Genomic DNA, 23,568 nt, shown 5'->3' on the forward strand with positions numbered 1-23,568 from the left:
GACCCCTCCCCCTGCCCCCCTCCCGCAAGGGGAGGGGGGACTAAAAGAGAGTGGGCTTTCGCTATCCTGAAAGCGTCTCGCAGGCGGGAGAGGTAATCGGAAGATGCTCGACATCCGTACCTGGCCTATTCAACCCGCATGATAGGGGATGACGTACGGCCCTTCCGGGATGATCGCGACCGCCGGGTCGTTCGACCGCGCCATGCTGGCGGCAATGGCGGCGTCCAGATCATCCACCAGCGCCGTGCCGGTGATGCCGCGCTCGGCCGCGCCGAGGCCGGTGGTGTAGAGCTCGACCCGGCCGAGGCGCAGCGACTTCAGCTGCATCTCGGTCTGCCATTCGTCGATCTCGGCCAGCGACTTCGCCGTCAGCGTCGCCAGGAACCGCTCCGGCCCCAGCTCGACCAGCCGGGTCTGGGCCTCGCGGAACTCCGGCGAGCCGAAGCCCTCTGAGCATTCCGAGGCGATGATCAAGGTACCGCCCGGCGCCAGGATGTCGAGCGGCGTCACCATGCCCTTGATCGTCTGGTAGTAGGTCTTGTCCAGCGGATAGCCGGCCGAGGAGGTCACCACCGTCTTGAACTTGCGCGGCACCGGCACGCGGGTGGCGCCGCTGACGAAGTCGACCGCCGCGGCATGGCTGGCGATGATCTCGCCGAAGGTGACGCAGACGAGATCGCGGTCCTCGTCCAACACGGTGTTGAGGCCGTAGACCTCGCCCAGCATGCCGACGATCTGCAGCTGCTCCTCATGCAGCGGGTTGCCGACCAGGTTGCACTGGACCGCGAGCGGGTCCTCCATGAAGCGCGCCGAGTGGAAGGTGCGGATGGTCTCGTGATGGGCGACGCCGGGGGCGATCACCTTGCGGCCGCCGGACCAGCCGGCCATGAAATGCGGCTCGACCAGCCCGGTGGCGAGGCGCAGGTCGGCCTCGACGAATTGCCGGTCGATCCGGACCGGCGTGCTGCGCGTCGCCGTGCGGCCGAAATCGACATGGGCGGCATCGTCGCGGGCGTCGTGGTTGTCGACCCGGACATGCTCCAGCACCCAGGGGTCGCCGACCAGCTCCGCCAGCTCCTCGCCCAGATTGGGCCGGTGCAGGCCGGTGGCGACCAGGATGCTGATGCGGTCGAGCGGGATGCCGGCGGCCACCATGGTCTCGACCATCGGCCGCAGGAACAGCCGGTTCGGCACCGGCCGGGTGATGTCGCAGATCAGGATGCAGGCGCTGCGGCGGCCGCGCGCCAGCTCGGCCAGGCCGGGCGCGCCGATCGGCTGCGCCAGCGCTCGGGCGATCGCGGCCTGCGGGTCGGGCAGCTTCGGCAGGGCCTGCTTGTGCACCACCGTCGCCTGCGCCCCCGCCGGCAGGCGGATCGGCAGATGGCCGCGGCCATAGGAAAGGGTCAGTGTGCTCACGACGCTGCTCCGCTTCGGCTCAGGCGGGGATGATGGCCTCGATCTCTTTCGCCATCAATGACGACGGGTCGAGCCATGGCCGGCGGCGGCCCAGCTTTCCGCGATCGCGACCACGGCGGCATTGACCGGTCCGCTGGTGATCGAGGGGATGACCGAGGCGTCGACCACGTAGAGGCCGTCGATGCCGTGCACCCCGAGCGACGCATCGACCACCGGCCCCAGGCTGCAGGTGCCGACCGGGTGGTGATGGGTCATCGCCGCCCGCGCCAGGAAGGCGTCGAGATCGGCTTCCGCCTCCACCCCCGGGCCTGGCAGAATCTCGCCGTCGCTCCACTCCGCCAGCGGCGCGGCCTGGCCGACCCGGCGGGCCAGGCGCAGCGCCGCGCGAAAAGTCCGGCGGTCGTGCCCGGTCGTGAGATAGGCCGGATCGATGATCGGGGCGTCCGCCACGGATGGACCGCCGGGCCGGATCGCGCCGCGGCTGGTCGGGTGGGTGACGCCGCACATAATGGTGTAGGCGGCGCCGGCCTCCGGCCGGGCGAAGGCTTCGGTCACCACCGGCAGCACGACGCAGGCCAGGACCACGTCCGGCACGCCCTCCCTCCGGGACGGGTCGTCGCCGTGCAGATACATCAGCGATTCCGAATGCTGCAGCCGGGAAGGCGCCACCGGCCGGCGGGCGCGGTAGACATTGCCGGCCGCCAGCAGATGGTCGTGCAGGTTGCACCCGACCTCCGGCAACTCGTGCCGGCAGGCGATGCCGGCGTCGCGCAGGGTCGCCGGATCGCCGATGCCGGAGCGCATCAGCAGCAGCGGCGAGGCGACCGCGCCGGCGCACAGCACGATCCGGTCCGCGGTCACGATCTCCTCCGCTCCGTCCCGGGTAACCCGGACACCACGGGCCCGGCCGCCCTGCAGCACCAGGTCATGGACCAGGATCTCGGTCAGCAGCGTCAGGTTCGGTCGGCCGAGGATCGGCGCGAGATAGGCATCGGCGACGCTGAGGCGCCGCCCGTCGCGGATCGTCAGCTGGTTCGGCGCCACACCGGCCAGCGGCCCGGAATTGTGGTCGCCGAGCCAGGGTGCGCCGATCGCCAGGCCGGCCGCCATGTAGTCGCGGACCAGTGGATGGATCTGCTCGTCCGGCAGCATCACGTCGAGCGGCCCGGCGTCGCCATGCGCGGCCGAGGCGCCGCCGGAGAACCGCTCGCTGCGGCGGAAGGCCGGCAGCAGCGCCTCATGGGACCAGTCCGGGCCGCCCGCCGCGGCCCAGGGCGCGAAATCGTCGGGATGGCCGCGCACATGGGCCATGGCATGCAGGCAGCTGGAGCCGCCGACGATGCGGCCGCGCGGCCAGTCGTGGACGTGGCCGGCGGTGCCCGGCTGCGGCACGGTGCGATAGGCCCAGTCATAGGCCCGCCCCTGCAGGAACGGCCATTGCGCGGGCACGGCGATGTCCGGATCGGACGGCATCGCCCCGGCCTCGACGAGGCCGACGGACAGGGCCGGGTCTTCGCTCAGCCGCGCCGCCACCACCGAGCCGGCGGAGCCGGCGCCGATCACCAGCACGTCGAAACCGGTCATGCGCGCTCCCGCTGCGATGGCAAGGCCGTCAGGCCACGGCCATGCCGGGCCCCAGGCGGTCCAGGATCTGGCGCTGCACCGCGCCGAGATGGGCCCGCATCGCCTGCTCCGCCGCGTCCGGGTCGCGCGCGGCGATGGCGTCGGCGATCGCCTTGTGCTCGGCGTCGCGCTGGCGCAGCCGGTTCGGGCAGCTCGGGTTGTCGCTGTTGCCGAAGCGCAGCCGGGCGTCGGTCGCCACCTGGCGGATCAGGGCGTAGAGCTCGGTCGCCAGGCTGTTGCGGGCACCTGCCGCGACCGCCTTGTGGAAGGCCAGGTCGATGGCGCCGGCCGACGCGCCGGGCGGCGTGCTGGCGGCGCGCTGGATGCGCATGATCTCGAAGGGCGAGGCACGCAGCGCCGCCAGCCGGGCCAGCGCCGGCTCCAGCATCATGCGCAGCTCGATGATCTCGACCGGGTTGGTGTCTCGGGCGAGGTCGTCGCCCCGCCGCGGCGCCGCGGTCCGCGGCCGCCCGGCCCGCGCCGGCTCCAGCTCCCCCGCCGCGCGCAGCTGGTCGAGCGCCTGCCGCAGCCGGTGCCGCTTGACGTTCAGCCGCTCCGCCAGGGCCCGTTCGGACGGCTTGCCCTGCCCGGCGGCGAGGATGCCGCGCACGGCCGCGACAAGCTCGGCGAGGCTGTCGTCGCGGCTGGAGGGATCTGGCGTCTGATCGTCGGCGTTCTGGTGATCGAAAGGCGCCGATCGGTTCATCCTGGTCCCTCTGGCTTGGTTCTTGGCGTCTGTTCCGGCAGCCGGCCCGCCCCGCAACCGCGGCATCGGCAGCCCCGACCACATGGGCCACCATAGCAACCATTTACTATGGTTGACAAGAATGGTTGGCAATGGTCGAGTTGATCCGGCAAGCGCCGCCCAGACCGGCGCAACCCCGACAGGAGGCTTCCGGTGACCCCCGCCGCAGGCTACGACACGATCATCGTCGGTGCCGGCTCCGCCGGCTGCGTCCTCGCCGCCCGGCTGAGCGAGGATCCCGCCCGCCGCGTGCTGCTGCTGGAGGCCGGCGGCTGGGACCGCGATCCCTGGATCCACATCCCGCTGGGCTGGGGCAAGATCCTGCAGAAGCGGCTGCACGACTGGGGGTACTTCAACGAGCCCGAGGACAATGTCGACGGCCGCCGGGTGGAATGCGCCCGCGGCAAGGTGGTCGGCGGCTCGTCCTCCACCAACGCAATGGCCTATGTCCGCGGCAATCGCGGCGACTATGACCGCTGGGCCGCGTCCGGGCTGGACGAGTGGTCCTACGCCCACGCCCTGCCCTATTTCCGCCGGCTCGAATCCTGGGAGGGCGGCGCCGACGCCTGGCGCGGCGGCGACGGGCCGATGCGGGTGCAGCATTGCCGCTACCAGGACCCGCTGCTCGACGCCTATGCCGCCGCCGGACAGCAGGCCGGGCACGGCTGGACCGAGGATTACAACGGCGCCCGGCAGGAGGGTTTCGGCCGGCTGCAGATGACGATCCGCGACGGCCGGCGCTGCAGCGCCGCAACCGCCTATCTGCGCCCGGCGCTGCGACGGCCGAACCTGACCGTCTCGGTCGGGTCGGTGGCCACCCGCATCCTGATCGAGGGCACCCGCGCGGTCGGCGTCGAATACGTCAAGGACGGCCAGGTTCTCACCGCCCGGGCGGATCGCGAGGTGATCCTGTCCGGCGGCGTCATCAACAGCCCGCAGCTGCTGATGCTGTCCGGCATCGGCGACCCGGAGCAGCTGGCGGCACAGGGCATCGGCACCCGCATCCCGCTGAAGGGCGTCGGCCGCAACCTGCAGGACCATGTCTCGACCATCCTGATGTACCAGCGCAGCGAGCCGGGGCCGTTCCACCGCATGATGCGGGCCGACCGGATCGCGCTGGAGCTCGGCAAGGCCTATGCCTTCGGCAAGGGCTTCGCCGCCGACGTGCCGGGCGGCGTGGTCGCCTTCCTGAAGAGCCGGGCGGAGCGGGCACTGCCCGACGTGCAGTTCCTGCTGACCGCGGCGCCGCTCGGCGCCTGGCCCTATTTCAAGCCGTTCAAGCAGCCCTTCACCGATGCCTTCGCCTGCCGCGTCGTGGCGATCCAGCCGGAGAGCCGCGGCACCGTCTCCCTCGCCTCGGCCGATCCGATGGCGGCGCCGCTGATCCGCCAGAACTTCCTGGCGACCGATGCCGACTGGGCCAGCCTGCGCGCCGGCATCCGGATGGCGCGGGAGGTGATGGCGCAGGGCCCGATGGCCCGCTTCATCGCCCGCGAATCCGCGCCCGGCCCGGCCAAAGCGACGGATGCCGAGATCGACGCCTATATCCGCGCCAGCTCGATCACCGTGCACCACCCGCTCGGCACCTGCCGCATGGGCGTGTCGGCGGATGACGGGGCGGTGGTCGACCCGCAGCTGCGGGTGCACGGCGCCGAAGGCCTGCGCGTGGTCGACGCCGCGGTGATGCCCGACCTGACCTGCGGCAACATCAACGCCCCGGTGCTGATGATCGCCGAGCGCGCCGCCGACCTGATCCGCGGTGTGCCGACGTTGGCGCCGACCTCGATTCCAACCAATGAACCAACCAACCATCAACCAAACTCCACCCAACCAAATAATATGGTTGAAACGGTCGACCAGCGGGCATACCGTCGTGGCTAAGGTTGAACAACAATCCAAAAACAGGGGTGCGACATGACGGACACGCGCGCCGCGGCGCAAGGGGCGTCCAATCGCGACGCCGCCCTGAAGGCGCTCTACGACGACGTCTTCACCAAGAACATGTTCCCGTTCTGGGCCAGCTCGACCGACGTCGACCACGACGAGATCAAGCAGCTGATGGGCACCCAGAAGGCGCTGCCCTTCCTGTGGAGCTACAAGGACGACATCGCGCCGATCCTGCAGCGCTCCGCCGAGCTGATCCACATGGACGATTCCGAGCGGCGCTCGCTGATCCTGGTCAATCCCGGCCTGTCGCCGCGGCGGGCCACGGTCAGCACCATGTACACCGCCTATCGGCTGAACGACCCGAACGAGGTGATGCCGCCGCACCGGCATTCGCCCAGCGCCATCCGCTTCGGCCTGACCGGCCGCAGCAACTTCACCGGCGTCGAGGGCGAGGACATCACCTTTGGCCCGGGCGACATGGTGCTGACGCCGATCGACGCCTGGCACAACCACGGCAACACGGGCGACGAACCGGCGGTCAACCTGTCGGTCCTGGACCTGCCGCTGGTCGAGACCCTGAACGCGGTCTATTTCGAGCACGACTACGCCGAGAGCGGCGTCGCCAAGAAGGTGCAGAGCGCCCGCTTCCCCACCGATTATTCCGCCCGCGTCTACGGCGCCGGCGGGCTGCGGCCGCGCTTCATCGACCACCACCGCGGCTCCGGCCTGTCGTCGCCGATGTATGTCTACCGCTGGGACGCGATGCGGGAGCAGCTGGAGCGGTTCAAGGACTGGGACGGCGACCCGTATGAGGCGCTGATGATCGAATATGTCGACCCGCTGACCGGCGGGCCCGTGTTCAAGACCATCACCTTCTTCGCCCAGATGCTGCGGCCGGGCGAGCGCACGCGGCCCTTGCGCCAGACCGCCAGCCTGCTGGCGGCGCCGTTCCAGGGCAGCGGCCATTCCATCGTCGACGGCAAGCGCTTCGACTGGGCGGAGTTCGACACGCTGGCGGTGCCCGGCGGGTCGTGGTGCGAGCATGTGAACGGGTCGGAGACCGAGCCCGCGATCCTGTTCGTGGCCAGCGACGAGCCGGCGCAGAAGGCCTTCGGCCTGTTCCGCAAATGGGGCCGCGACGCCAGCGGCGACGTCGTCCGCATGATCTGACGGCCTCTCTTCCCCCGAACGATCCCGAGGCCATTTTGCCGAGCTCCGCCAACACCACCCTCGTCTCGCATATCGACTGCCCCGGCGGCGGTCAGGTCTGGGTCGAGGGCACGACGCTGTATATCGGCCACATGCGGTCGCCGAGCGGCACGACCATCGTGGATGTCGCCGATCCCCGGAACCCGAAGGTGATCGCCCGGCTGGAGCTGCCCGAAGGCTGGCATTCGCACAAGGTGCGGGTGGCCGGCGACATCATGATCGTCAACCACGAGAAGCTGGGGCAGAGCGGGCCGAAGGAATTCGGCGGCGGCATCGCGATCTATGACGTGTCCCGCCCCGGCGCGCCGAAGCTGATCTCGAAATGGCTGACCGCCGGCCGGGGCGTCCACCGCTACGATTTCGACGGCCGCTACGCCTATATCTCGCCGACCGCCGAGGGCTATGTCGGCAACATCGTCATGATCCTGGACCTGATCGACCCGGCCCGGCCGGTCGAGGTCGGGCGCTGGTGGATCCCCGGCCAATGGACCGGCGGCGGCGAGGAATACCCTTGGGCGGAATGGGTGTCGCCGCGCTGCCACCACCCGATCCGGGCCGGCGACCGGCTGTATGTCAGCTACTGGCATCACGGGCTGTTCATCCTCGACATCGCCGACATGGCGCGGCCAAGGCTGGTCTCGCAGCTGAACACCAGCCCGTCCTTCCCGCACCCGACCCACACCTGCCTGCCGGTCCCGCAGCTCCTGAAGGGCCGCAAGATCATGGTCGTGGCCGATGAGGACGTGGCCAAGCTGCGGCCGTCGCCGCCCGCCTTCACCTGGATCTACGACATCACCGAGGAGCGGCTGCCGTTGCCGATCGCCACCTTCCAGGTGCCGGGGCTGGACCCGGACGGGGCGCCGCAGCCGGCGATGACCGGCTGCCACCAGCCGTCGGAGCGCTTCACCGGCACGGTCATCCCCTTCGCCTGGTTCGCGCAGGGGCTGCGGCTGGTCGACATCGCCGACCCCTTCGCCCCGCGCGAGGTCGGCCATTTCCTGCCGGACCCGCCGGCCGGCGAGGAGCGGGCGTCGTCGAACGACGTCACCATCGACGATCGCGGCCTGATCTACCTGATCGACCGGATCAACGGCGTCGACATCATCGAAACCAGCGCCTTCTGAAGGGGACCCGCCATGCCCGACACCGCAGACGCTGCGCCGCGCTACGCCATCGGCCGCAAGAACCCGAACCTGCCGTTCCACCCCGCGGTGCGGGCCGGCGACTTCATCTTCGTCTCCGGCCAGGTCGGCAAGGATGCCGAGGGCAACATGGTCGACGGCACGATCGAGGAGGAGACACGGGCGACGATCGAGGCGATCCAGCGGGTGCTGGCCGAGGACGGCGCCACCCTGGCCGATGTCGTCCGGGTCACGACCTATCTCGAGGATACCCGCGACTTCGGCCGCTACAACAAGGTCTTCGCCGAATATTTCAAGGACGCGGTGCTGGCCCGGACCACGGTCGAGGCGCGCGCCGTGATCAACACCAAGGTCGAGATGGACGCCATCGCCTATCGCCCGCTGAAGGGCTGAGGCGTCGGCGAACTCGGGAGGCAAGAATGATCAGACTGCTGGGCCGGCACACCTCCGGCAATGTGCAGAAGGTGGTGTTCCTCCTGGAGGAGCTGGGCGTCGCCTATGAGCGCGAGGATTACGGCCGCCAGTTCGGCAACACCCAGACCGACGAATACCGGGCGCTGAACCCGAACGCCAAAGTGCCGACCCTGGTCGACGGCGACACGGTGATCTGGGAGTCGCACACGATCCTGCGCTATCTCGCGACGCTGCACGGCCCGGCCCTGACCGGCGCCAACCCCGCCGAGGAGGCCGATGTCGAGCGCTGGATGGACTGGCTGCTGGCCAGCGTGAACAGCCTCTACGTCGCCATCTTCAAGGACGCCAAGAAGCCGCCGGAGGAGCGCGGCGCCGAGTTCGCGGCGCAGGCGAAGGAGCTGACGGAGCTGCTGGCGATCGCCGACCGGCATTTGGCCGGGCGGGACTGGTTCGCGCTGGGCCGGCTGACCGTCGCCGATGTCGCGCTGGGCCCGATCCTGAAGCGCTGCCTGGGCTTCCCGATCGACCGGCCGGCCTTCGCCAATCTCGACCGCTGGCTGGCGGCGCTGGAGGCCCGGCCGGCCTTCCGCAAGGCGACGGCGGGGTAAGCGGCGCCGGCCGCCGAAGGCCGGATACGAAAGGACGGGATGGGAAGAGCTGGATCATGCCCGTGACGAGACTGAAGGAGCCACCGGCGGTACCGTCGCCCGACACTGCGCAGATCGCAGTCGAGGGCGTGTCGGTGACCTTCGACATCCTCGGCGTGCGGCAGCAGGTGCTGCGCGACATCAGCCTGAGCGTGCCGCGGGGGTCCTTCGCCTGCCTGATCGGCCCGTCCGGCTGCGGCAAGAGCACCTTGCTCAAGGTGCTGGCCGGCTTGGTGCCGCCGACCGAGGGCCGGGTTCGCGTCGCCGGGCTGCCGCCTGGTGAGGCGGCGCGCCGGCGGATCATCGGGCTGGTGTTCCAGGAGCCGAACCTCCTGCCCTGGAAGAACGCGCTCGACAACGCGGCGCTGCTGCGCGAGGTGGCCGACAGGTCCCTGTCCCGGGCCGAGGTGCTGGACCGCGCCCGCGCGATGCTGCGGCTGGTCGGGCTGGAGGATGCGGAGGCCAAGCGGCCGAGCCAGCTGTCGGGCGGGATGCGCCAGCGCGTCGCCATCGCCCGCGCCCTGACGCTGGAGCCCGACATCCTGCTGATGGACGAGCCCTTCGGCGCCCTCGACGCGATCACGCGGGAGGAGATGAGCCGGTCGCTCTTGGAGATCTGGGAGCGCACGGGCAAGACCATCGTCCTGGTCACCCATTCGATCGACGAGGCGGTGCTGCTGTCGCGGCACGTCCATGTCATGGGCGTCGGGCCGGGCCGGATCATCGACAGCATCGAGATCCCCCTGCCCTATCCGCGCGGCGAGGACAGCTACGCCGATCCGCGCTTCCGGGCGATGGAGAGCCGGCTGCGGTCGCTGCTGGTGCAGAGCCATGCGACACGGGGGCGGCCATGAGCGACGCCACTGTCCTCGCCCGCCGGAGTTCTGCCACGTCGGGATGGCTGCCGGCCGCCGTGCTGCTGGTGATCACGATCGCGGTCTGGGAGGCCGCGATCCGGATCTTCGACGTCTCCAGCTACATCCTGCCGACGCCCTCGGCCATCGGCGCGACGCTGCTGCGCGAGGCCGGGCCGCTCTGGGAGGCGACGCAGGTCACCGCGGTCGAGATCCTGGTCGGCTTCCTGGTCGCCGCCGCGGTCGGCATCGCGCTGGCCATGGTCATCGCCCGGTTCCGGCTGCTGGGCCGGGCGCTGTACCCGCTGATCGTGCTGTTCCAGACCGTGCCGAAGGTGGCGCTGGCGCCGATCTTCATCCTGTGGTTCGGCTACGACCTGGCGCCCAAGGTCGGGCTGATCCTGGTGATCGCCTTCTTCCCGGTGACGCTGTCGATGCTGGCCGGGCTGGAGGCGGCGGAGCCCGGCCTCCTGTCCCTGATGCGGTCGGTCGGCGCCAGCCGGACCACGATCCTGCTGCGCATCCAGATCCCCTACGCCCTGCCGCAGCTGATGGCCGGGCTGAAGATCGCCGTCACCTTCAGCGTCATCGGCGCCATCGTCGGCGAGTTCGCCGGCGCCTCGGCGGGCCTGGGCTACCTGATCCAGTTCGCCTCGACCCAGCTGGACACGCCGATGGTGTTCGCGGCGCTGCTGGTCGTCTCGGTGGTCGGGGTCGTCTTCTACTACGCGATGGAGCTGCTGGAACGGCTGGTGGTGCCCTGGGCGCCGAAATTCGATCCGGCGCTGCGGTCCGCCTGATCCGAGCAAACGAAAGGCCGCGGGAGGCTAAGATGGTGAGGAGTTCGGTCTGTGGAGCCCTCGCGGGCTTGGCGATGCTGGTGCTGGCGGGCCCGGCCCTGGCCGCCGACCAGGTGAGCGTCCAGCTCGACTGGGTGGTACGCGGCAACCACGCCATGTTCTTCGTGGCCAAGGAGAAGGGCTATTTCGCCGCGAACGGGATCGAGGTCACCGAGATCCGCAAGGGCACCGGGTCGCCCGACGCGATGCGGCTGGTGGCGAACGGCAATGCGGAGTTCGGCTTCGGCGACCTGCCGACCCTGGCCGTGGCCCGGTCGCAGAACGTCCCTGTTGTAGCGTTGGCCGCGGTCAACCAGCGTTCGCCGATCGGCATGATCGCCCTGGCCAAGAGCCGCCAGTTGAAGACCCCGGCCGACATCAAGGGGCTGAACATCGGCATCCACCCCGCCGGGTCGACCTATATCTTCTACAAGGCGTTCCTGGCCGCGAACGGCATGACCGAGGCCGACATGAAGATGAGCAGCGTGTCGCCACCCTATGAGAGCTATCTGCTGCTCGGCCGGGTCGACGCGGTGCCGGGCTATATCGATGCCGAGGTGCCGGAGCTGGAGGCCAAGGCCGGCGGCCCGGGGTCGCTCAGCATCATCCTCGGCGCCGATTACGGCTACGACGTCTACGGCTCCGGCCTGTTCACCTCCGAGGCCATGCTCAAGGACAAGCCGGATGTGGTGAAGCGCTTCGTCGCCGCCTATCTCGAGGCCTTCCGCTTCACCGCCGAGAACCCCAAGGAGGCCGCGGCGATCACCGCCAAGGCGGCGCCGGGCTATGCCGGCAAGGAGGACGTGCTGGCGGCGCAGCTGCAGGCCGATATCGACCACACCTTCACGGACGCCGACACCAAGGCCAACGGCCTCGGCTGGATGACCAGGGAGAAATGGGCCAACACGATCAAGGTGCTGACCGACCAGGGCGCGCTGAAGGGCACGGTGGCGGCCGACACTGCCTTCACCGACGCCTATCTGAAGCCCTGAGCAGCGGAGGATGGCGATGCCGAGCCTTCAGGTCGCGGTGATCGGCCTCGGCACCATGGGGCCGGGGATCGCGGCGACGCTCGCCCGTGGCGGCATGGGCGTCCGGGTGCACGACACCGCACCGGCCGCGATCGAGCGCGCCCGCGCGACGATCCCGCAGGCGGGATCGGTGCTGGACCGGCTGGGCATCGCCCCACCGGAGTCCGGCGAGGGCGCGGTCAGCTTCCATGACGACCTGGCCGGGGCGGTCGCCGGGGCCGGGCTGGTGATCGAGAACGTGCCGGAGAAGGTCGAGATCAAGGCCGAGGTCTATCGCGCGCTGGATCCTCTGCTGCCGGCGGAGACCATCGTCGCCTCCGACACCTCGGGCATCCCGATCACCACGCTGCAGGGCTTCCTGTCGCATCCGGAGCGACTGGTCGGCATGCACTGGTCGAACCCACCGCACATCATCCCGATGATCGAGGTGATCGCCGGCCGGCACACCGCGCCGGCGACGGTGGCCTTCATCAGCGACCTGGTTCGGTCGTTGAAGCTGATGCCGGTGGTGGTGAAGAAGGACGTGCCCGGCTTCGTCGAGAACCGCATCCTCTACGCCCTGCTGCGCGAGGCGATCGACCTGGTCGACCAGGGGGTGATCGACGAGGAGGGCATGGACACCTGCGTGTCCTGGGGCATCGGCTACAAGCTGAGCGTTGTCGGCCCGATGCGGCTGCTCGACATGGCCGGGCTGGATATCTACCAGTCGGTCGCCGGTTTCCTGAACGCCGACCTCTCGGACCGCAAGGATGTGGCGGGCTATGTCACCGACCGTACGCGCGCGGGCAAGCTGGGGATCAAGAGCGGCGAGGGCATCTTCCCCTACACGCCGGAACAGAGCCGCGAGCTGCAGGCCGAGCGCGCCCGCCGCCTGGTCGCGGTGCGGCGGATCCTGGAGGGGCGGGAATGACTCAGCGGCAGACCAGCCGATCGCCGTCCGGCGCGCAATCCACCGCGATCGCCGCCCCTGCGGCGACCGGCCCGGCATGGCGCGGCAGGTCGATCGGGCTGCGCGTCGCCCAGCTGCGGCCGGCCACGCCGCACCACAGCGCCTCGACCGGCAGCCGGTCCTGCTTGTCGTTGAGCAGATACACCGCACCGCCGGCGGGGTCGAACCACAGCCGGGCGCTGACCGCGCCGCCCGGCCCGGCCTGGCCGAGATCGACCGAGTACCAATGGGCGATGGCGGCGCCGCAGGCGATCCGGCCGTCGCCGCGGTTCTCCGCTCGGAACGCCCGCTCGATCAGCCCGTCCGGCCCATGCCCAGCCGCGAAGGCCGGCAGGACCGCGAGCACCAGCGCGAACGACGGAAGGAAGCGCATCACCGCATGACCTCGGAAGGATAGGTTGCAACGAAAACAATACTAAGTCGCGCTACGATACAACAAAAATAAAACATGTATTGATCTCCTTCAGAAAACAACAAACAGGGAGCTGCGATATGTTGAAGTCGATGATGATCAAGGCCAGTCTCGGCGCACTGATGCTGGTGCTGGCCTCGACCGCGGGTGGTGCCGCGGAGATCAAGAGCATCGCCATCCTGACGCCGGAGCAGGGCACCGATTTCGGCTGGAACCAGCAGGGCGTCACCGCGGCCAAGGCGGCCGGCGAGAAGGCGGGCGTCAAGGTCACCGTGGCCGAGGGCCTCGGCTATGGCGATGTGCGGCCGACCATGCGCGAGCTGGTGGAGGACGGGGCCAGCCTGCTGATCGCCCATGCCAGCGGCTACAACACCTCCGCCCCCGAGATCGCGGCCGAGACCGGCGTGCCGGTGGCGATCGTCGACCGGCCGGACCTGTTGAAGCCCGGCCTGATCGCCGACTACACGCTGAGCGGCCATGAGGGCGCCTATCTGGCCGGCCGGCTGGCGGCGAAGATGACCCGCACCGGCACGGTCGGCATCGTCGTGTCGGGCGAGCCGCCGTCCTGGAACTCGCAATCCGCCGCCTTCGCCCAGGGCGTGAAGGCGGAGAAGCCGGCGGTGAAGATCCGCTACGCCGTGATCGGCCCGGCCGCCTACAGCGACGCGGCGGGCGGCAAGCGGGTGACGGAATCGGTGATCGCGGCCGGGGCCGACATCATCTTCGGCCAGGGCAACGGGTCGAGCTTCGGCATGATCCAGGCGGTCGAGACCAGCAAGGCCACCGACGGCGGCAAGGTCTATTTCATCGACGTGATCGGCGACAAGTCCAGCATCGACAAGGGCAACCTCTTGTCCTCGGTCGTCTGGAACATCACCCCGGTCTATGCGGCGATGATCGCGGACCTGAAGGCCGGCAGCTTCGGCACCAAGCATTATGCCATTGGCCTGGCCGACGATTCCGTGCAACTGCTCAAGACCAAGGCCATCCCCGACGACGTCTGGACCCAGATCACGGCGCTGCGCGGCGATATCGTCAGCGGCAAGCTGAAGGTCGAGCCGGTGTGGGATGCGGCTGCGGTGCGGGCGCTGATGTCGGACGTGTCGGCGACGGCGCAGTAAGCTTGCCCGAGAAGCCCGCCGGGACCTCCCGGCGGGCCGCGGAACGACGGAACCATGACCGCATCATCACCGGAGCCCGGCGCGCCGATCCTCGCGTTGCGCGGCATCACCAAGCGCTTCCCCGGCGTCGTCGCCAACGACCAGGTCGACCTGGCGATCCGGCCCGGCGAGGTGCATGTGCTGCTGGGCGAGAACGGGGCCGGCAAGTCGACCCTGATCGCCATGCTGTCCGGCCTCTTGCAGCCGGATGACGGCAGCATCCTGGTCGACGGGCGCGAGCAGCCCATCGCCTCGCCCCGCCACGCCCTCGGCATTGGCATCGGCACGGTGTTCCAGCACGTCATGCTGGCCCCGACCCTGACCGTGGTGGAGAACCTGGCGCTGGGCCTGTCCTGGTGGCGCCGGCCCGACCGCACCCGGCTGGCGGCCGAGTTCGGCCGCACCGCCGGGGAGCTGGGCCTGTCGATCGAGCCGCATGCCGTCACCGGCGCGCTGTCGCTGGGCGAGCAGCAGCAGGCGGAGATCGTGCGCGCGCTGCTGCGCGGCAGCCGGGTGCTGATCCTGGACGAGGCGACGGCGATGCTGACCCCGAAGGGGGTGGAGGAGCTGGGCGCGCTGATGCGGCGGCTGGCCGGTCGCGGCATCGCCGTGGTCTTCATCACCCACAAGCTGAAGGAGGCCTTCGATTTCGGCGACCGCATCTCGATCCTGCGCCTCGGCCGCAAGGTCGGCGAGATCCCGCCCGAGCGGCTGCGGGCGCTGGACGAGCGCACGGCCACGGCCGAGATCGTGCATCTGATGTTCGGCGCCGCCGCCACCGACGAGCCAAAGGTCGGCGGCCGGCGGCGCCCCCCTGCCCCCTCCGCCGCGCCCCTCCTGGTCGTGCGCGACCTGAGCGTGCCCGGCCAGGGCGCCGCCGCCGTAGCCGATGTCGCGCTGGAGGTGGCGCCGGGCGAGATCCTGGGCATCGCCGGGATCGACGGCAACGGCCAGGCGCAGCTGGCCGAGGCGCTGGCCGGGCAGCGGCCGGCGAGCGGCGGCGCGGTGCTGCTGGACGGCCGGCCGATCGAGCGGCTGGATGTCGGCGCGCGGCGCCGGCTGGGCCTGCGCTACGTCACCGACGACCGGCTCGGCGAGGGCACGGTCGGCCCCTTCCCGGTCTCCTTGAACCTGCTGCTGAAGCAGATCGGCGAGGCCCCCTTCTGGTCGCGCGGTCTGGAGCGGCCGGACGAGATCGACCGTCATGCCCGCGCCCTGGTCGCCGCCTTCGACGTCCGCACCCCCGGCATCCGTACGCCGGTCGGCCGCCTGTCCGGCGGCAACATCCAGAAGGTGCTGCTGGCGCGCGAGCTGTCCGGCGCCGCCCGGGTCGTGATCTACAGCAAGCCGACTTACGGGCTTGACCTGCAGACCACCCTCGCCGCGCGGCGGCGGATCCGCGACGCCGCCGATGCCGGCGTCGCCACCATCCTGATCTCGACCGACCTGGAGGAGCTGCTGGAGCTGGCGGACCGGATCGCGGTGATGTCGCGCGGCCGCATCGCCGGCACCGTCGCCAATGACGACGAGGCCCGCCGCCGCGTGGGAGAGCTGATGATCGGGGTCGCGTCATGACGGCGGATGCGGTGAACGGCACGGCCCCCGCGCAGAAGCCGCCCGCCACCCCCGGCGTGGCCGCAGCCGCCCTGCATTGGGCGCTGGTCACGCTGGTGCCGATCCTGGCGGCCCTGCTGCTGTCCGGCGGCGTGCTGCTGGCGCTGGGGACCGACCCGCTGGCCTATTACGGGCTGGTGCTGCAGCGCGGCCTGCTGTCCTGGCTCGGGCTGCAGGCGTCGCTGTCGCGGATGGCGCCGCTCTTGTTCCTCGCCGCCGGGCTGATCGTCGCCTTCCGGGCCGGGATCTGGAATCTCGGCACCGATGGGCAGTTCCTGCTGGCCGCGGTGATCGTCGCCGCGGCCGGCCCGTCCCTGGCGGCGGCGCTGCCGGGCTGGATCGCCCTTTCGCTGTGCCTGGTGCTGGCCGCGGCGGTCGGCGCCGCCTGGTCGCTGGTGCCGGCGCTGCTGCGCGCCTATCAGGGCGTGAACGAGATCATCACCACGCTGATGATGACCTTCCTCGGCACCTCCTTCGCCAATGTGCTGGTCAAGCTGGCCTTCCGCGACCCCGCCACCACGGTGCCGCAGACCCGGACGCTGGCGGTGGACGACCGGCTGCCGCGGCTGTTCGGCACCACCATCACCGGCGGCCTCGTGCTCGGCCTCGTCGCCGTCGTGCTGGTGCATCTGATGATGACCCGCACCGCCTTCGGCCTGAAGCTGCGGGTGGTCGGCGCCAATGCCCGCGCCGCCGTGCATGCCGGGCTGCCGGTGCCGCGGCTGACCGTCGCCGTCTTCGCCATTTCCGCCGGGCTCGCGGCCATGGCCGGGGCGGTCGACATTATCGGCGTGCAGGGCAATGTCCGGGCCGACTGGAACCCCGCCTACGGCCTGGCGGTGATCCCGCTGGTGTTCCTGGCCCGGTTCAACGGCTTCGCCAGCATCGCCTTCGTCTTCCTGTTCTCCGTCCTGTCGATCGGCGGCGAGAGCGCGGCGCGGCGGCTGGGCGTGCCGCACTACTTCACCCTGGTGGTGATGGCGATCCTGCTGATCGTCCTGGCGCTGGTCGAGGTTGTCGACCACCGGCGCCGCGAGCGGATGAGGGCCTGAGCATGGACGGGCTGCTGACCCAGGCCTTCCTGACCTCGCTGGTGCTCGGCGCCATCACCGCCGGCGTGCCGCTGCTGCTGGCCGGGCTGGGCGAGCAGATCTCGGAGAAGGCCGGCGTGCTGAATGTCGGCATCGAGGGAATGATGCTGGCCGGCGCCTATCTCGGCTTCCTGGTCGCCTATTCCAGCGGGTCGATCTGGCTCGGCTTCCTCGGCGGCGCCGGCGGCGGGCTGGTGGTGGCCCTGCTGATGGCGCTGCTCTGCGTCCGGCTCGGCCTCAACCAGATCGTCATCGGCATCGCCCTGACCCTGGGCGCCGAGGGCCTGACCGCCCTGCTCCACTTCTTCCAGTTCGCCCAGAGCTACCCGCGGCTGGAGGGTGCGGCCACCCTGCCGATCCCGGTCCTGTCGGCGATCCCGGTGGTCGGCCCGGCGCTGTTCGACCGGCACCCGGTGGTCTATCTCGCGGTCGCGCTGGTCTTCGTCCTGGCCTGGATGTTCCGGCGCACCGCGCTGGGCCTCGACCTGCAGGCGGCCGGGGACAAGCCGGCGGCGCTGGATGCCGCCGGGGTCGATGTGATCGCCGTCCGCACCGCCGCGGTGCTGGCGACCGGCGCGCTGGCCGGTATCGGCGGCGCCTTCCTGGCCAATATCGGCGCCGGGCTGTTCATCCCGTTCATGACCAACGGCGCCGGCTTCATCGGCATCGTGCTGGCGATGCTGGCGCGCGGCCGACCGGTCTGGGTGCTGCTCGGCGCCCTCCTGTTCGGCGCCTGCCTGTCGCTGACCACGGCGCTGCAGGTCGCCGGCGTCGATGTCCCGACCGACGTGATCCAGATGCTGCCCTTCGCCGCGGTGATGGCGGTGCTGGTGCTGTTCGGGCGGCGCGCCAGCCTGCCCGCAGCGCTGGGCCTGCCCTATGTCCGAGGTGCCCGCTGAGACCCTTCCGGAGGAACCCATGACAGACACCAAGGTCTACCTGCTCGACGGCGGCTCGCTCGTCCTCGACGGCTACCACGTCTTCTGGAACCGCGGGCCGGGCGGCGAGATCCGCTTCCCGGTCTATTCGATCCTGGTCGAGCATGCCGAGGGCCGCTTCCTGATCGACAGCGGCTTCGATTACGACCATGTGATGAAGGTGCTGCCCTTCGAGAAGCCGCAGCAGAGCAAGGAGCAGACCATCCCCGGCGCGCTCGGCCTCTTGGGGCTGGAGCCGAAGGATGTCGGCACCGTCGTCAACTCGCATTTCCACTTCGACCATGTCGGCGGCAACAAGTATTTCCCGCATGCGAAGAAGCTGTGCCACCGGGACGAAATCGCCCAGGCGGCGACACCCGAGCCCTTCGAGGTGCTGGGCTATTCCGACCTGAGCTTCTCGGCCGAGGCAGCCGCCGCCCGCGGCAAGGGCGACCAGCTGCTGGCCGGCACCACCGACGCCAATTCGCGGTTCGAGACGGTAGCGGGCGATGTCGAGCTGGCCAAGGGCGTGCATCTGCTGTTCACCCCCGGCCACGCCATCGGCCATTACAGCCTGCTGGTCGAGTTCCAGACCCGCCGGCCGATCCTGTTCACGATCGACGCCGCCTACACCCAGAAGAGCCTGGAGACTTTGTGCCAGGCCTCGTTCCACATCGACCCGGTCGCGGGCGTCGCCTCGATGCGCCGCCTCGCCAAGCTGGCGGAGGAGCGGGAGGCGGAGCTGATGTTCTCGCACGACCCCGCGAACTTCCCGCACTACCAGACCGGCCCGAAATTCTACGGGTAGCTCTTTTCTTGTCATGCCCGAGGACAACTTCGCGGGTGCTGAGTCGATGTTTTCCCCCTTCCTTTTTGTCATCACCGGGCTTGACCCGGTGATCCAGGGGCCTCCGAGATCGGCTCTCGCCGCCCTGGATCCTCGGGTCAAGCCCGAGGATGACAATGGAAAACCGTTGTCTCATGCATTCCGAGGTCAAGCCCGGCAATGACAGCAGGGAGTGAACCTCCGAGCAGGAGTTTCCCCATATGTCCACGCCCACGCTGCGCGAGCCCGTCTTCACCCTCACCTCCGGACCGGTCGACGCCTATCCGGCGGTGCTGCGCGGGCTGTCGCGCACCATCCATTACGACTACGACCCGGTGTTCCTGGCCTTCTACGAGCAGGTCAACGAGAAGGCGCGGGCGGCGATGCGCCTGTCGACCCCGCCCGTCATCCTGCACGGCGAGCCGGTGCTGGGGCTGGAGGCCGCGGCCGCCTCGCTGATCGCCCGCGACGACGTGGTGCTGAACCTCGCCTCCGGCGTCTACGGCAAGGGCTTCGGCTACTGGGCCAAGCGGTACTGCGCCGAGCTGGTCGAGATCGAGGTGCCGTACAACGACGTGATCGATCCGGACGCCGTCGCCCGCATGCTGCAGGCACGGCCCGACATCCGCATCGTCTCTGTCTGCCACCACGATACGCCGTCCGGCACGATCAACCCGGTCGAGGCGATCGGCCGGATCGTGGCGGAGCACGGCGCCTGGCTGATCGTCGACGCGGTGTCGTCCTTCGGCGGCATGGAGGTGCATCCGGAGGCCTGCCGCGCCGACATCTTCGTCACCGGCCCGAACAAATGCCTGGGCGGCGCGCCGGGGCTGAGCCTGCTCGGCGTCAGCGACCGCGCCTGGGCCAAGATGAAGGCCAATCCGGACGCACCCCGCGCCTCGATGCTGAGCATCCTGGACTGGGAGCATGCCTGGAGGCGCGACCGGCCCTTCCCCTTCACCCCCTCGGTCGCCGAGGTCAACGGCCTCGACGCCGCGCTGGACCAGTACTTGGCGGAAGGGCCTGAGGCGGTCTGGGCCCGGCATGCCCTGACCGCGCGGGCCTGCCGGGCCGGGCTGCAGGCCATGGGGCTGGCGCTGTGGCCGGCGCGCGAGGCCATCGCCTCCCCCACCACCACGGCGGTGCGGGTGCCGGACGGCGTCGCCGACGAAGCGCTGCGCGGGGTCGCGCGCGACCGCTACGGCGTCGCCTTCTCCTCCGGCCGCGGCGAGACGCTGGGGAAGCTGGTACGCATCGGCCATATGGGGCCGACCGCCCAGCCGCTCTACGCCGTGATCGCGATCAGCGCCCTCGGCGGGGCGCTGGGCGCGCTGGGCCACAAGGTCGATATCGGCCGCGGCGTAGCGGCGGCCATGGCGGCGATCGACGCCGGCTGAGTCACCAACCAACAAGGGAACAGGGACATGGCTTCGGATCTTTCGGGCAAGGTCGCGATCGTGACCGGGGCGGCGCAGGGCATCGGCCGGGCGATCGCGGAGCGGCTGGCGGCCGACGGCGCGCGGATCGTCGTCGCCGACATCAATGCCGATGGCGCCGCGGCCGTGGCCGCCGGGCTGGGGCACGACAGCTTCGCCGTTGCGTGCGACGTCTCCGACCCGGCCGCGGTGGCGGCGCTGCACGAGACGGTGGCGGCGCGCGCCGGCGGGGTGGACATCCTGGTCAACAACGCCGCGATCGTGCCTTTCATCGCCTGGGACGAGGTCGACCTGGCGCATTGGAACCGGATCGTCGCGGTCAACCTGACCGGCGTGTTCCTCATGTCCCGCGCCTCCTCCGATATGATGCGCCGCGACAGCCGCCAGGGCCGCATCGTCAACATCTGCTCCAACACCATCTTCGCCGGCACGCCGAACATGGCGGCCTATGTCGCGGCCAAGGGCGGCGTGTTCGGCTTCACCCGGGCGCTGGCGACCGAGCTGGGCAAGCACGGCATCACCGTGAACGCGGTGACGCCGGGGCTGACGGCGTCGGACGGCGTCATGGCCAGCCCGCATTCTCAGGCCTTCGGCTTCGTCGAGATGCTGCAGGCGATCCCCGGCCAGGGCCAGCCGCGCGACATCGCCCCGGCGGTCGCCTTCCTCGCCTCCGACGACGCGCGCTGGATCACGGGCCAGACGCTGAACGTCGACGGGGGCATGGTGCGCTGGTGAGCCGGACGCAATAGCGGTTTCCCTCTCCACTTCCGCAGTCTTCGGATCACCGCCTGGCCGGCGACATCGGGCAGGCGGTGATCGGCGCATGCCCATCGCTTCATCACATCGCCGGATTGTGCCCTCGACCTGATCATATCGAGGGCGCCGGCGGCCGGCCGATGGCCCGGACGGGCAGATGGTACGCCGCCTGCATCCGCTCCGGTTCCACGGCCACACCGGATGACGCAATATCGCACGCCGGGGACCCACGGGTGTTCATCCACCCGGGCCCCACCCCGTCGAGACGCGTATCGGAGCTGCCCCGAACCAAGCGGAGGCCCCTGATGGAAGTGAAATGGCTGGAAGACTTTCTCAGCCTGTCAGCGACGACGAGTTTCTCCCGCTCCGCGGACGAGCGCCATGTCACGCAATCCGCCCTGAGCCGCCGTATCCGGCAGCTCGAGACCTGGATCGGCGTGCCGCTGTTCGACCGCACGAGCTATCCGGTCCGCCTGACCATGGAAGGCCAGGACTTCCTGCCGCGGGCGCGGAAGATCCTGGACCTCGTGCAGCAGACCCGCGCCGATCTGAGGCACCGGCACGACGTCGCGGCGGAGACCCTGTCCTTCGCGACGCTGAACACCCTGTCCCTGACCTTCTTCCCCGACTGGATCCGTGGCCTGGAGAACCGGCTCGGCCCGCTGCGGCCCCGCTTCGAGACGCGGCCGACCTTCGCCGGCCTCATCGCCACGCTGCTCGACGGCGATTGCGACTTCCTTCTGACCTACGCCCATGAATCCGTGCCGCTGATGAGCGACATCGCCTATTGCGAGCACCGCTGCCTGGGCGAGGAATTTGTCGTCCCGGTCTCCGCCCCGGACGCCCGCGGCCGGCCGCTGCACGCCATCGAGAACGGCGGCGGTCCGATCCAGTATCTCAGCTACGGCGGCGGCTCCTTCTTCGGCCACGGTCTGGCCAGGCTGTTCGCCGGGCGCCCGCTGCCGCTCGCCGTGGTCTATGAGAACGCCATGTCCGCCGGCCTCAAGGCCATGGCCCTCGCCGGACGGGGCCTGGCCTGGATCCCGGAAAGCCTGATCGCGGAGGAGCTGCGCTCCGGCGCCCTGGTCCGGGCCGGCAACCCGTCCTGGACGCTGGCTGTCGAGATCCGCCTCTACCGGGCCTCCGCCAGCCGGCCCTGCGCCGAGCGGTTCTGGTCGGCGGTTCCCGACTGGCGGGAGACGATGCCCCCGCCCCGCCGGGTCTCGGCGGTCTGACCGGCCAGCGCGAAGGGTTGCTCCAGAAACGCGAGGTCGTCCTGCCCGTCCAGCCGGTCGAGACGGTCATGCAGGCAGGCGGTCGCGGCGGGGTCGAGCGTGCCGCGGCAGCAATCGGCGAACTTGGCGCGGCGGTCGGCATCGTCGAACGGGTCGGCGATGGTGCCCTTGGCCTCGCCGCGCTCGGCCGACAGCACCCTTCCGTCGGCGAGGCGGATCGCGACCCGGTGCGGCAGCGGCCGCCCGGCCGCCCGCTCCTCCTCCGCCGAATAGGAGGCCATGGCGATGCGCGGCAGCAAGGCCCGCACCGGCTCGGCTCCGACCGCCGCGGGGGTGAAATCCGACAGATCCAGCCGGTCCTTCAGCAACGCCAGGGCGACGCAGTACTGCATCGAGAAGCGCGCCTGCATCTCGTCCTCCGGCCGCGGATAGGCGAGGTTGCGGCGGTTGGCGATGCCGACCAGGGTCTCCACCGCTGCCACCTCCTTCGCCGCGAAACCATGCGCCGCCTTGAGGTCGAGGACGATGTCGACCACGTTGTGGGTCGAGCCGCAGCAGGGATAGCGCTTTGGCATCAGCCCCTCGCTCTCGATCACATGCGGTGCGCCGATCGAGACCTCGTCCCAGCCCGCGGGGTCCGGCCCGCCGAACAGCTCGCGGAAGCCCTGCGGCGCCTCCAGGATGTCGGTCCGGCCGGTCATGCCGCATTCCGCCAGCGCCGCCGCCTCGACCGCGTTGCGCGCCGCCAGCCCGGCATGCAGCGGCTTGGCCGGCGTGCCGAACTGGCCCTTGACCCCGGCGGCCATGCTGACCGCGAGGCTCATGGCCCGGGCAATGCCGGCCTGGTCCAGGCCGCGCAGCCAGGCGACGCCGGCCGCGGTGCCGATACAGCCGACGGTCGAGGTGGAATGCCAGCCCGCGGTGTAGTGGGACGGGTTGACCCCGCGCCCCACCGCGGCCTGCGCCTCCAGCCCGACCAGATAGGCATCGACCAGCGTCCGCCCCGACACGCCGCGGGCCAGCGCCGGGCCCAGCAGCGCCGGCACCAGCACCGCCGAGGCGTGGCTGGCCCCCGGCCGGAAATTGTCATCGTAATCGAGGGCATGCGCCGCCGCGCCGTTGACCAGGGCCGAGAGCCCTTCGGCCGCCTGGCCGCCGCCGACCACGGTGCAGCGTGGGCCGTCGGCGATCGAACCGGCGAAAGCCGCCCGAACCGCCTGTACCGACGGGTCGCCGGTCCCGGCCAGCATGCAGCCGATGGTGTCGGCGATGGCATGGCGGGCGCGGAGACGGGCGAGATCGCCGAACTCGACCCCGGAGCGGCTCCAGCGCGCGATCGTCTCGATGATGCTGACCATGGCGGTC

22 protein-coding genes are annotated in these 23,568 nt (G+C 70.4%); 17 read left to right on the plus strand and 5 right to left on the minus strand.

The annotated features are described in order from the left end of the window. Nucleotides 1-129: 129 nt before the first annotated feature. Genes larA through ACFW16_RS06595 form a run of 3 tightly spaced genes read right to left on the minus strand, consistent with a single transcriptional unit; the run spans nt 130 to nt 3,745 of the window. Nucleotides 130-1,416, minus strand: a complete 1,287-nt coding sequence (gene larA / locus ACFW16_RS06585) for a nickel-dependent lactate racemase (protein ID WP_380303061.1) — start codon at nt 1,414-1,416, stop codon at nt 130-132. A 54-nt stretch (nt 1,417-1,470) separates the two neighbouring features. Beyond that, a complete protein-coding gene (locus ACFW16_RS06590; RefSeq protein WP_380303063.1) occupies nt 1,471-3,000 on the minus strand; it encodes a GMC family oxidoreductase in 1,530 nt (509 codons plus the stop codon). A 28-nt stretch (nt 3,001-3,028) separates the two neighbouring features. After that, entirely contained in the window at nt 3,029-3,745 is a 717-nt protein-coding gene (locus ACFW16_RS06595) for a FadR/GntR family transcriptional regulator (protein ID WP_380303065.1), read from the minus strand. Nucleotides 3,746-3,937: 192 nt separating this feature from the next. On the opposite strand from ACFW16_RS06595, the gene ACFW16_RS06600 reads away from it, so the two are divergent. Genes ACFW16_RS06600 through fhmpcd1 form a run of 9 tightly spaced genes read left to right on the plus strand, consistent with a single transcriptional unit; the run spans nt 3,938 to nt 12,717 of the window. Further along, on the plus strand, nt 3,938-5,665 hold the full coding sequence (locus ACFW16_RS06600; protein ID WP_380303067.1) for a GMC family oxidoreductase: 1,728 nt from the start codon (nt 3,938-3,940) through the stop codon (nt 5,663-5,665). Between the two features lie 33 nt (nt 5,666-5,698). Next, nucleotides 5,699-6,841, plus strand: coding sequence for a cupin domain-containing protein (locus ACFW16_RS06605; RefSeq protein ID WP_380303069.1), 1,143 nt, complete (start codon nt 5,699-5,701; stop codon nt 6,839-6,841). Between the two features lie 35 nt (nt 6,842-6,876). Next, nucleotides 6,877-8,004 (plus strand): LVIVD repeat-containing protein, encoded by a 1,128-nt coding sequence (locus tag ACFW16_RS06610; protein ID WP_380303071.1) that lies wholly within the window; start codon nt 6,877-6,879, stop codon nt 8,002-8,004. A 12-nt stretch (nt 8,005-8,016) separates the two neighbouring features. Beyond that, a complete protein-coding gene (locus tag ACFW16_RS06615) occupies nt 8,017-8,415 on the plus strand; it encodes a RidA family protein (RefSeq protein ID WP_380303073.1) in 399 nt (132 codons plus the stop codon). A 26-nt stretch (nt 8,416-8,441) separates the two neighbouring features. Beyond that, on the plus strand, nt 8,442-9,044 hold the full coding sequence (locus ACFW16_RS06620; protein WP_380303075.1) for a glutathione S-transferase family protein: 603 nt from the start codon (nt 8,442-8,444) through the stop codon (nt 9,042-9,044). A gap of 56 nt (nt 9,045-9,100) precedes the next feature. Further along, nucleotides 9,101-9,937, plus strand: a complete 837-nt coding sequence (locus ACFW16_RS06625) for an ABC transporter ATP-binding protein (RefSeq protein ID WP_380303077.1) — start codon at nt 9,101-9,103, stop codon at nt 9,935-9,937. Then, on the plus strand, nt 9,934-10,737 hold the full coding sequence (locus ACFW16_RS06630; protein WP_380303079.1) for an ABC transporter permease: 804 nt from the start codon (nt 9,934-9,936) through the stop codon (nt 10,735-10,737). Before ACFW16_RS06625 ends, ACFW16_RS06630 begins: the two co-directional genes overlap by 4 nt. Nucleotides 10,738-10,769: 32 nt before the next feature. After that, entirely contained in the window at nt 10,770-11,768 is a 999-nt protein-coding gene (locus tag ACFW16_RS06635; protein ID WP_380303081.1) for an ABC transporter substrate-binding protein, read from the plus strand. Between the two features lie 16 nt (nt 11,769-11,784). After that, on the plus strand, nt 11,785-12,717 hold the full coding sequence (fhmpcd1, locus tag ACFW16_RS06640) for a 5-formyl-3-hydroxy-2-methylpyridine 4-carboxylate 5-dehydrogenase (RefSeq protein WP_380303083.1): 933 nt from the start codon (nt 11,785-11,787) through the stop codon (nt 12,715-12,717). A gap of 1 nt (nt 12,718) precedes the next feature. Here the strand turns inward: fhmpcd1 and ACFW16_RS06645 are convergent, their stop codons facing one another. Then, nucleotides 12,719-13,132 (minus strand): hypothetical protein, encoded by a 414-nt coding sequence (locus ACFW16_RS06645; RefSeq protein WP_380303085.1) that lies wholly within the window; start codon nt 13,130-13,132, stop codon nt 12,719-12,721. 131 nt (nt 13,133-13,263) lie between these two features. Between ACFW16_RS06645 and ACFW16_RS06650 the strand changes: the two genes are divergently transcribed. From ACFW16_RS06650 to ACFW16_RS06685, 8 genes are all read left to right on the plus strand, one after another. Beyond that, entirely contained in the window at nt 13,264-14,289 is a 1,026-nt protein-coding gene (locus ACFW16_RS06650; RefSeq protein ID WP_380303087.1) for a BMP family protein, read from the plus strand. A 54-nt stretch (nt 14,290-14,343) separates the two neighbouring features. Continuing rightward, entirely contained in the window at nt 14,344-15,903 is a 1,560-nt protein-coding gene (locus ACFW16_RS06655; protein ID WP_380303089.1) for an ABC transporter ATP-binding protein, read from the plus strand. After that, complete coding sequence (locus ACFW16_RS06660) at nt 15,900-16,994, plus strand: ABC transporter permease (RefSeq protein WP_380303091.1); 1,095 nt, start codon at nt 15,900-15,902, stop codon at nt 16,992-16,994. Before ACFW16_RS06655 ends, ACFW16_RS06660 begins: the two co-directional genes overlap by 4 nt. Nucleotides 16,995-16,996: 2 nt before the next feature. Further along, nucleotides 16,997-17,932, plus strand: coding sequence for an ABC transporter permease (locus ACFW16_RS06665; protein ID WP_380303093.1), 936 nt, complete (start codon nt 16,997-16,999; stop codon nt 17,930-17,932). 19 nt (nt 17,933-17,951) lie between these two features. Next, the gene (locus tag ACFW16_RS06670) at nt 17,952-18,758 is read left to right on the plus strand and encodes an N-acyl homoserine lactonase family protein (RefSeq protein ID WP_380303095.1); all 807 of its coding nucleotides are present in this window, start codon (nt 17,952-17,954) and stop codon (nt 18,756-18,758) included. 239 nt (nt 18,759-18,997) lie between these two features. Continuing rightward, on the plus strand, nt 18,998-20,173 hold the full coding sequence (gene ppaT / locus ACFW16_RS06675) for a pyridoxamine--pyruvate transaminase (RefSeq protein ID WP_380303097.1): 1,176 nt from the start codon (nt 18,998-19,000) through the stop codon (nt 20,171-20,173). 27 nt (nt 20,174-20,200) lie between these two features. Then, nucleotides 20,201-20,947 (plus strand): SDR family NAD(P)-dependent oxidoreductase, encoded by a 747-nt coding sequence (locus ACFW16_RS06680; RefSeq protein ID WP_380303099.1) that lies wholly within the window; start codon nt 20,201-20,203, stop codon nt 20,945-20,947. Between the two features lie 326 nt (nt 20,948-21,273). Further along, the gene (locus ACFW16_RS06685; RefSeq protein ID WP_380303101.1) at nt 21,274-22,203 is read left to right on the plus strand and encodes a LysR family transcriptional regulator; all 930 of its coding nucleotides are present in this window, start codon (nt 21,274-21,276) and stop codon (nt 22,201-22,203) included. On the opposite strand, the gene ACFW16_RS06690 is transcribed toward ACFW16_RS06685, so the two are convergent. Beyond that, nucleotides 22,101-23,561 (minus strand): MmgE/PrpD family protein, encoded by a 1,461-nt coding sequence (locus ACFW16_RS06690; RefSeq protein WP_380303103.1) that lies wholly within the window; start codon nt 23,559-23,561, stop codon nt 22,101-22,103. The two genes, ACFW16_RS06685 and ACFW16_RS06690, sit on opposite strands and share 103 nt — an antisense overlap. Nucleotides 23,562-23,568 lie beyond the last annotated feature (7 nt).

The organism is Inquilinus sp. NPDC058860, assembly GCF_042743185.1.
In the GTDB taxonomy this organism is placed as follows: Bacteria; Pseudomonadota; Alphaproteobacteria; order DSM-16000; family Inquilinaceae; genus Inquilinus.

Excerpts from the sequence above, each read along its gene's own strand:
- ACFW16_RS06615 (WP_380303073.1), top strand. The coding sequence starts at position 8,017 with ATGCCCGACACCGCAGACGCTGCGCCGCGCTACGCCATCGGCCGCAAG.
- ACFW16_RS06660 (WP_380303091.1), top strand. The coding sequence starts at position 15,900 with ATGACGGCGGATGCGGTGAACGGCACGGCCCCCGCGCAGAAGCCGCCC.
- ACFW16_RS06650 (WP_380303087.1), top strand. The coding sequence starts at position 13,264 with ATGATCAAGGCCAGTCTCGGCGCACTGATGCTGGTGCTGGCCTCGACC.
- ACFW16_RS06605 (WP_380303069.1), top strand. The coding sequence starts at position 5,699 with ATGACGGACACGCGCGCCGCGGCGCAAGGGGCGTCCAATCGCGACGCC.
- ACFW16_RS06690 (WP_380303103.1), bottom strand. The coding sequence starts at position 23,561 with ATGGTCAGCATCATCGAGACGATCGCGCGCTGGAGCCGCTCCGGGGTC.
- ACFW16_RS06630 (WP_380303079.1), top strand. The coding sequence starts at position 9,934 with ATGAGCGACGCCACTGTCCTCGCCCGCCGGAGTTCTGCCACGTCGGGA.
- ACFW16_RS06680 (WP_380303099.1), top strand. The coding sequence starts at position 20,201 with ATGGCTTCGGATCTTTCGGGCAAGGTCGCGATCGTGACCGGGGCGGCG.
- ACFW16_RS06685 (WP_380303101.1), top strand. The coding sequence starts at position 21,274 with ATGGAAGTGAAATGGCTGGAAGACTTTCTCAGCCTGTCAGCGACGACG.
- fhmpcd1 (WP_380303083.1), top strand. The coding sequence starts at position 11,785 with ATGCCGAGCCTTCAGGTCGCGGTGATCGGCCTCGGCACCATGGGGCCG.
- ACFW16_RS06655 (WP_380303089.1), top strand. The coding sequence starts at position 14,344 with ATGACCGCATCATCACCGGAGCCCGGCGCGCCGATCCTCGCGTTGCGC.
- ACFW16_RS06595 (WP_380303065.1), bottom strand. The coding sequence starts at position 3,745 with ATGAACCGATCGGCGCCTTTCGATCACCAGAACGCCGACGATCAGACG.
- ACFW16_RS06590 (WP_380303063.1), bottom strand. The coding sequence starts at position 3,000 with ATGACCGGTTTCGACGTGCTGGTGATCGGCGCCGGCTCCGCCGGCTCG.
- ACFW16_RS06670 (WP_380303095.1), top strand. The coding sequence starts at position 17,952 with ATGACAGACACCAAGGTCTACCTGCTCGACGGCGGCTCGCTCGTCCTC.
- ACFW16_RS06635 (WP_380303081.1), top strand. The coding sequence starts at position 10,770 with ATGGTGAGGAGTTCGGTCTGTGGAGCCCTCGCGGGCTTGGCGATGCTG.
- ACFW16_RS06625 (WP_380303077.1), top strand. The coding sequence starts at position 9,101 with ATGCCCGTGACGAGACTGAAGGAGCCACCGGCGGTACCGTCGCCCGAC.
- ACFW16_RS06665 (WP_380303093.1), top strand. The coding sequence starts at position 16,997 with ATGGACGGGCTGCTGACCCAGGCCTTCCTGACCTCGCTGGTGCTCGGC.
- ACFW16_RS06620 (WP_380303075.1), top strand. The coding sequence starts at position 8,442 with ATGATCAGACTGCTGGGCCGGCACACCTCCGGCAATGTGCAGAAGGTG.
- ppaT (WP_380303097.1), top strand. The coding sequence starts at position 18,998 with ATGTCCACGCCCACGCTGCGCGAGCCCGTCTTCACCCTCACCTCCGGA.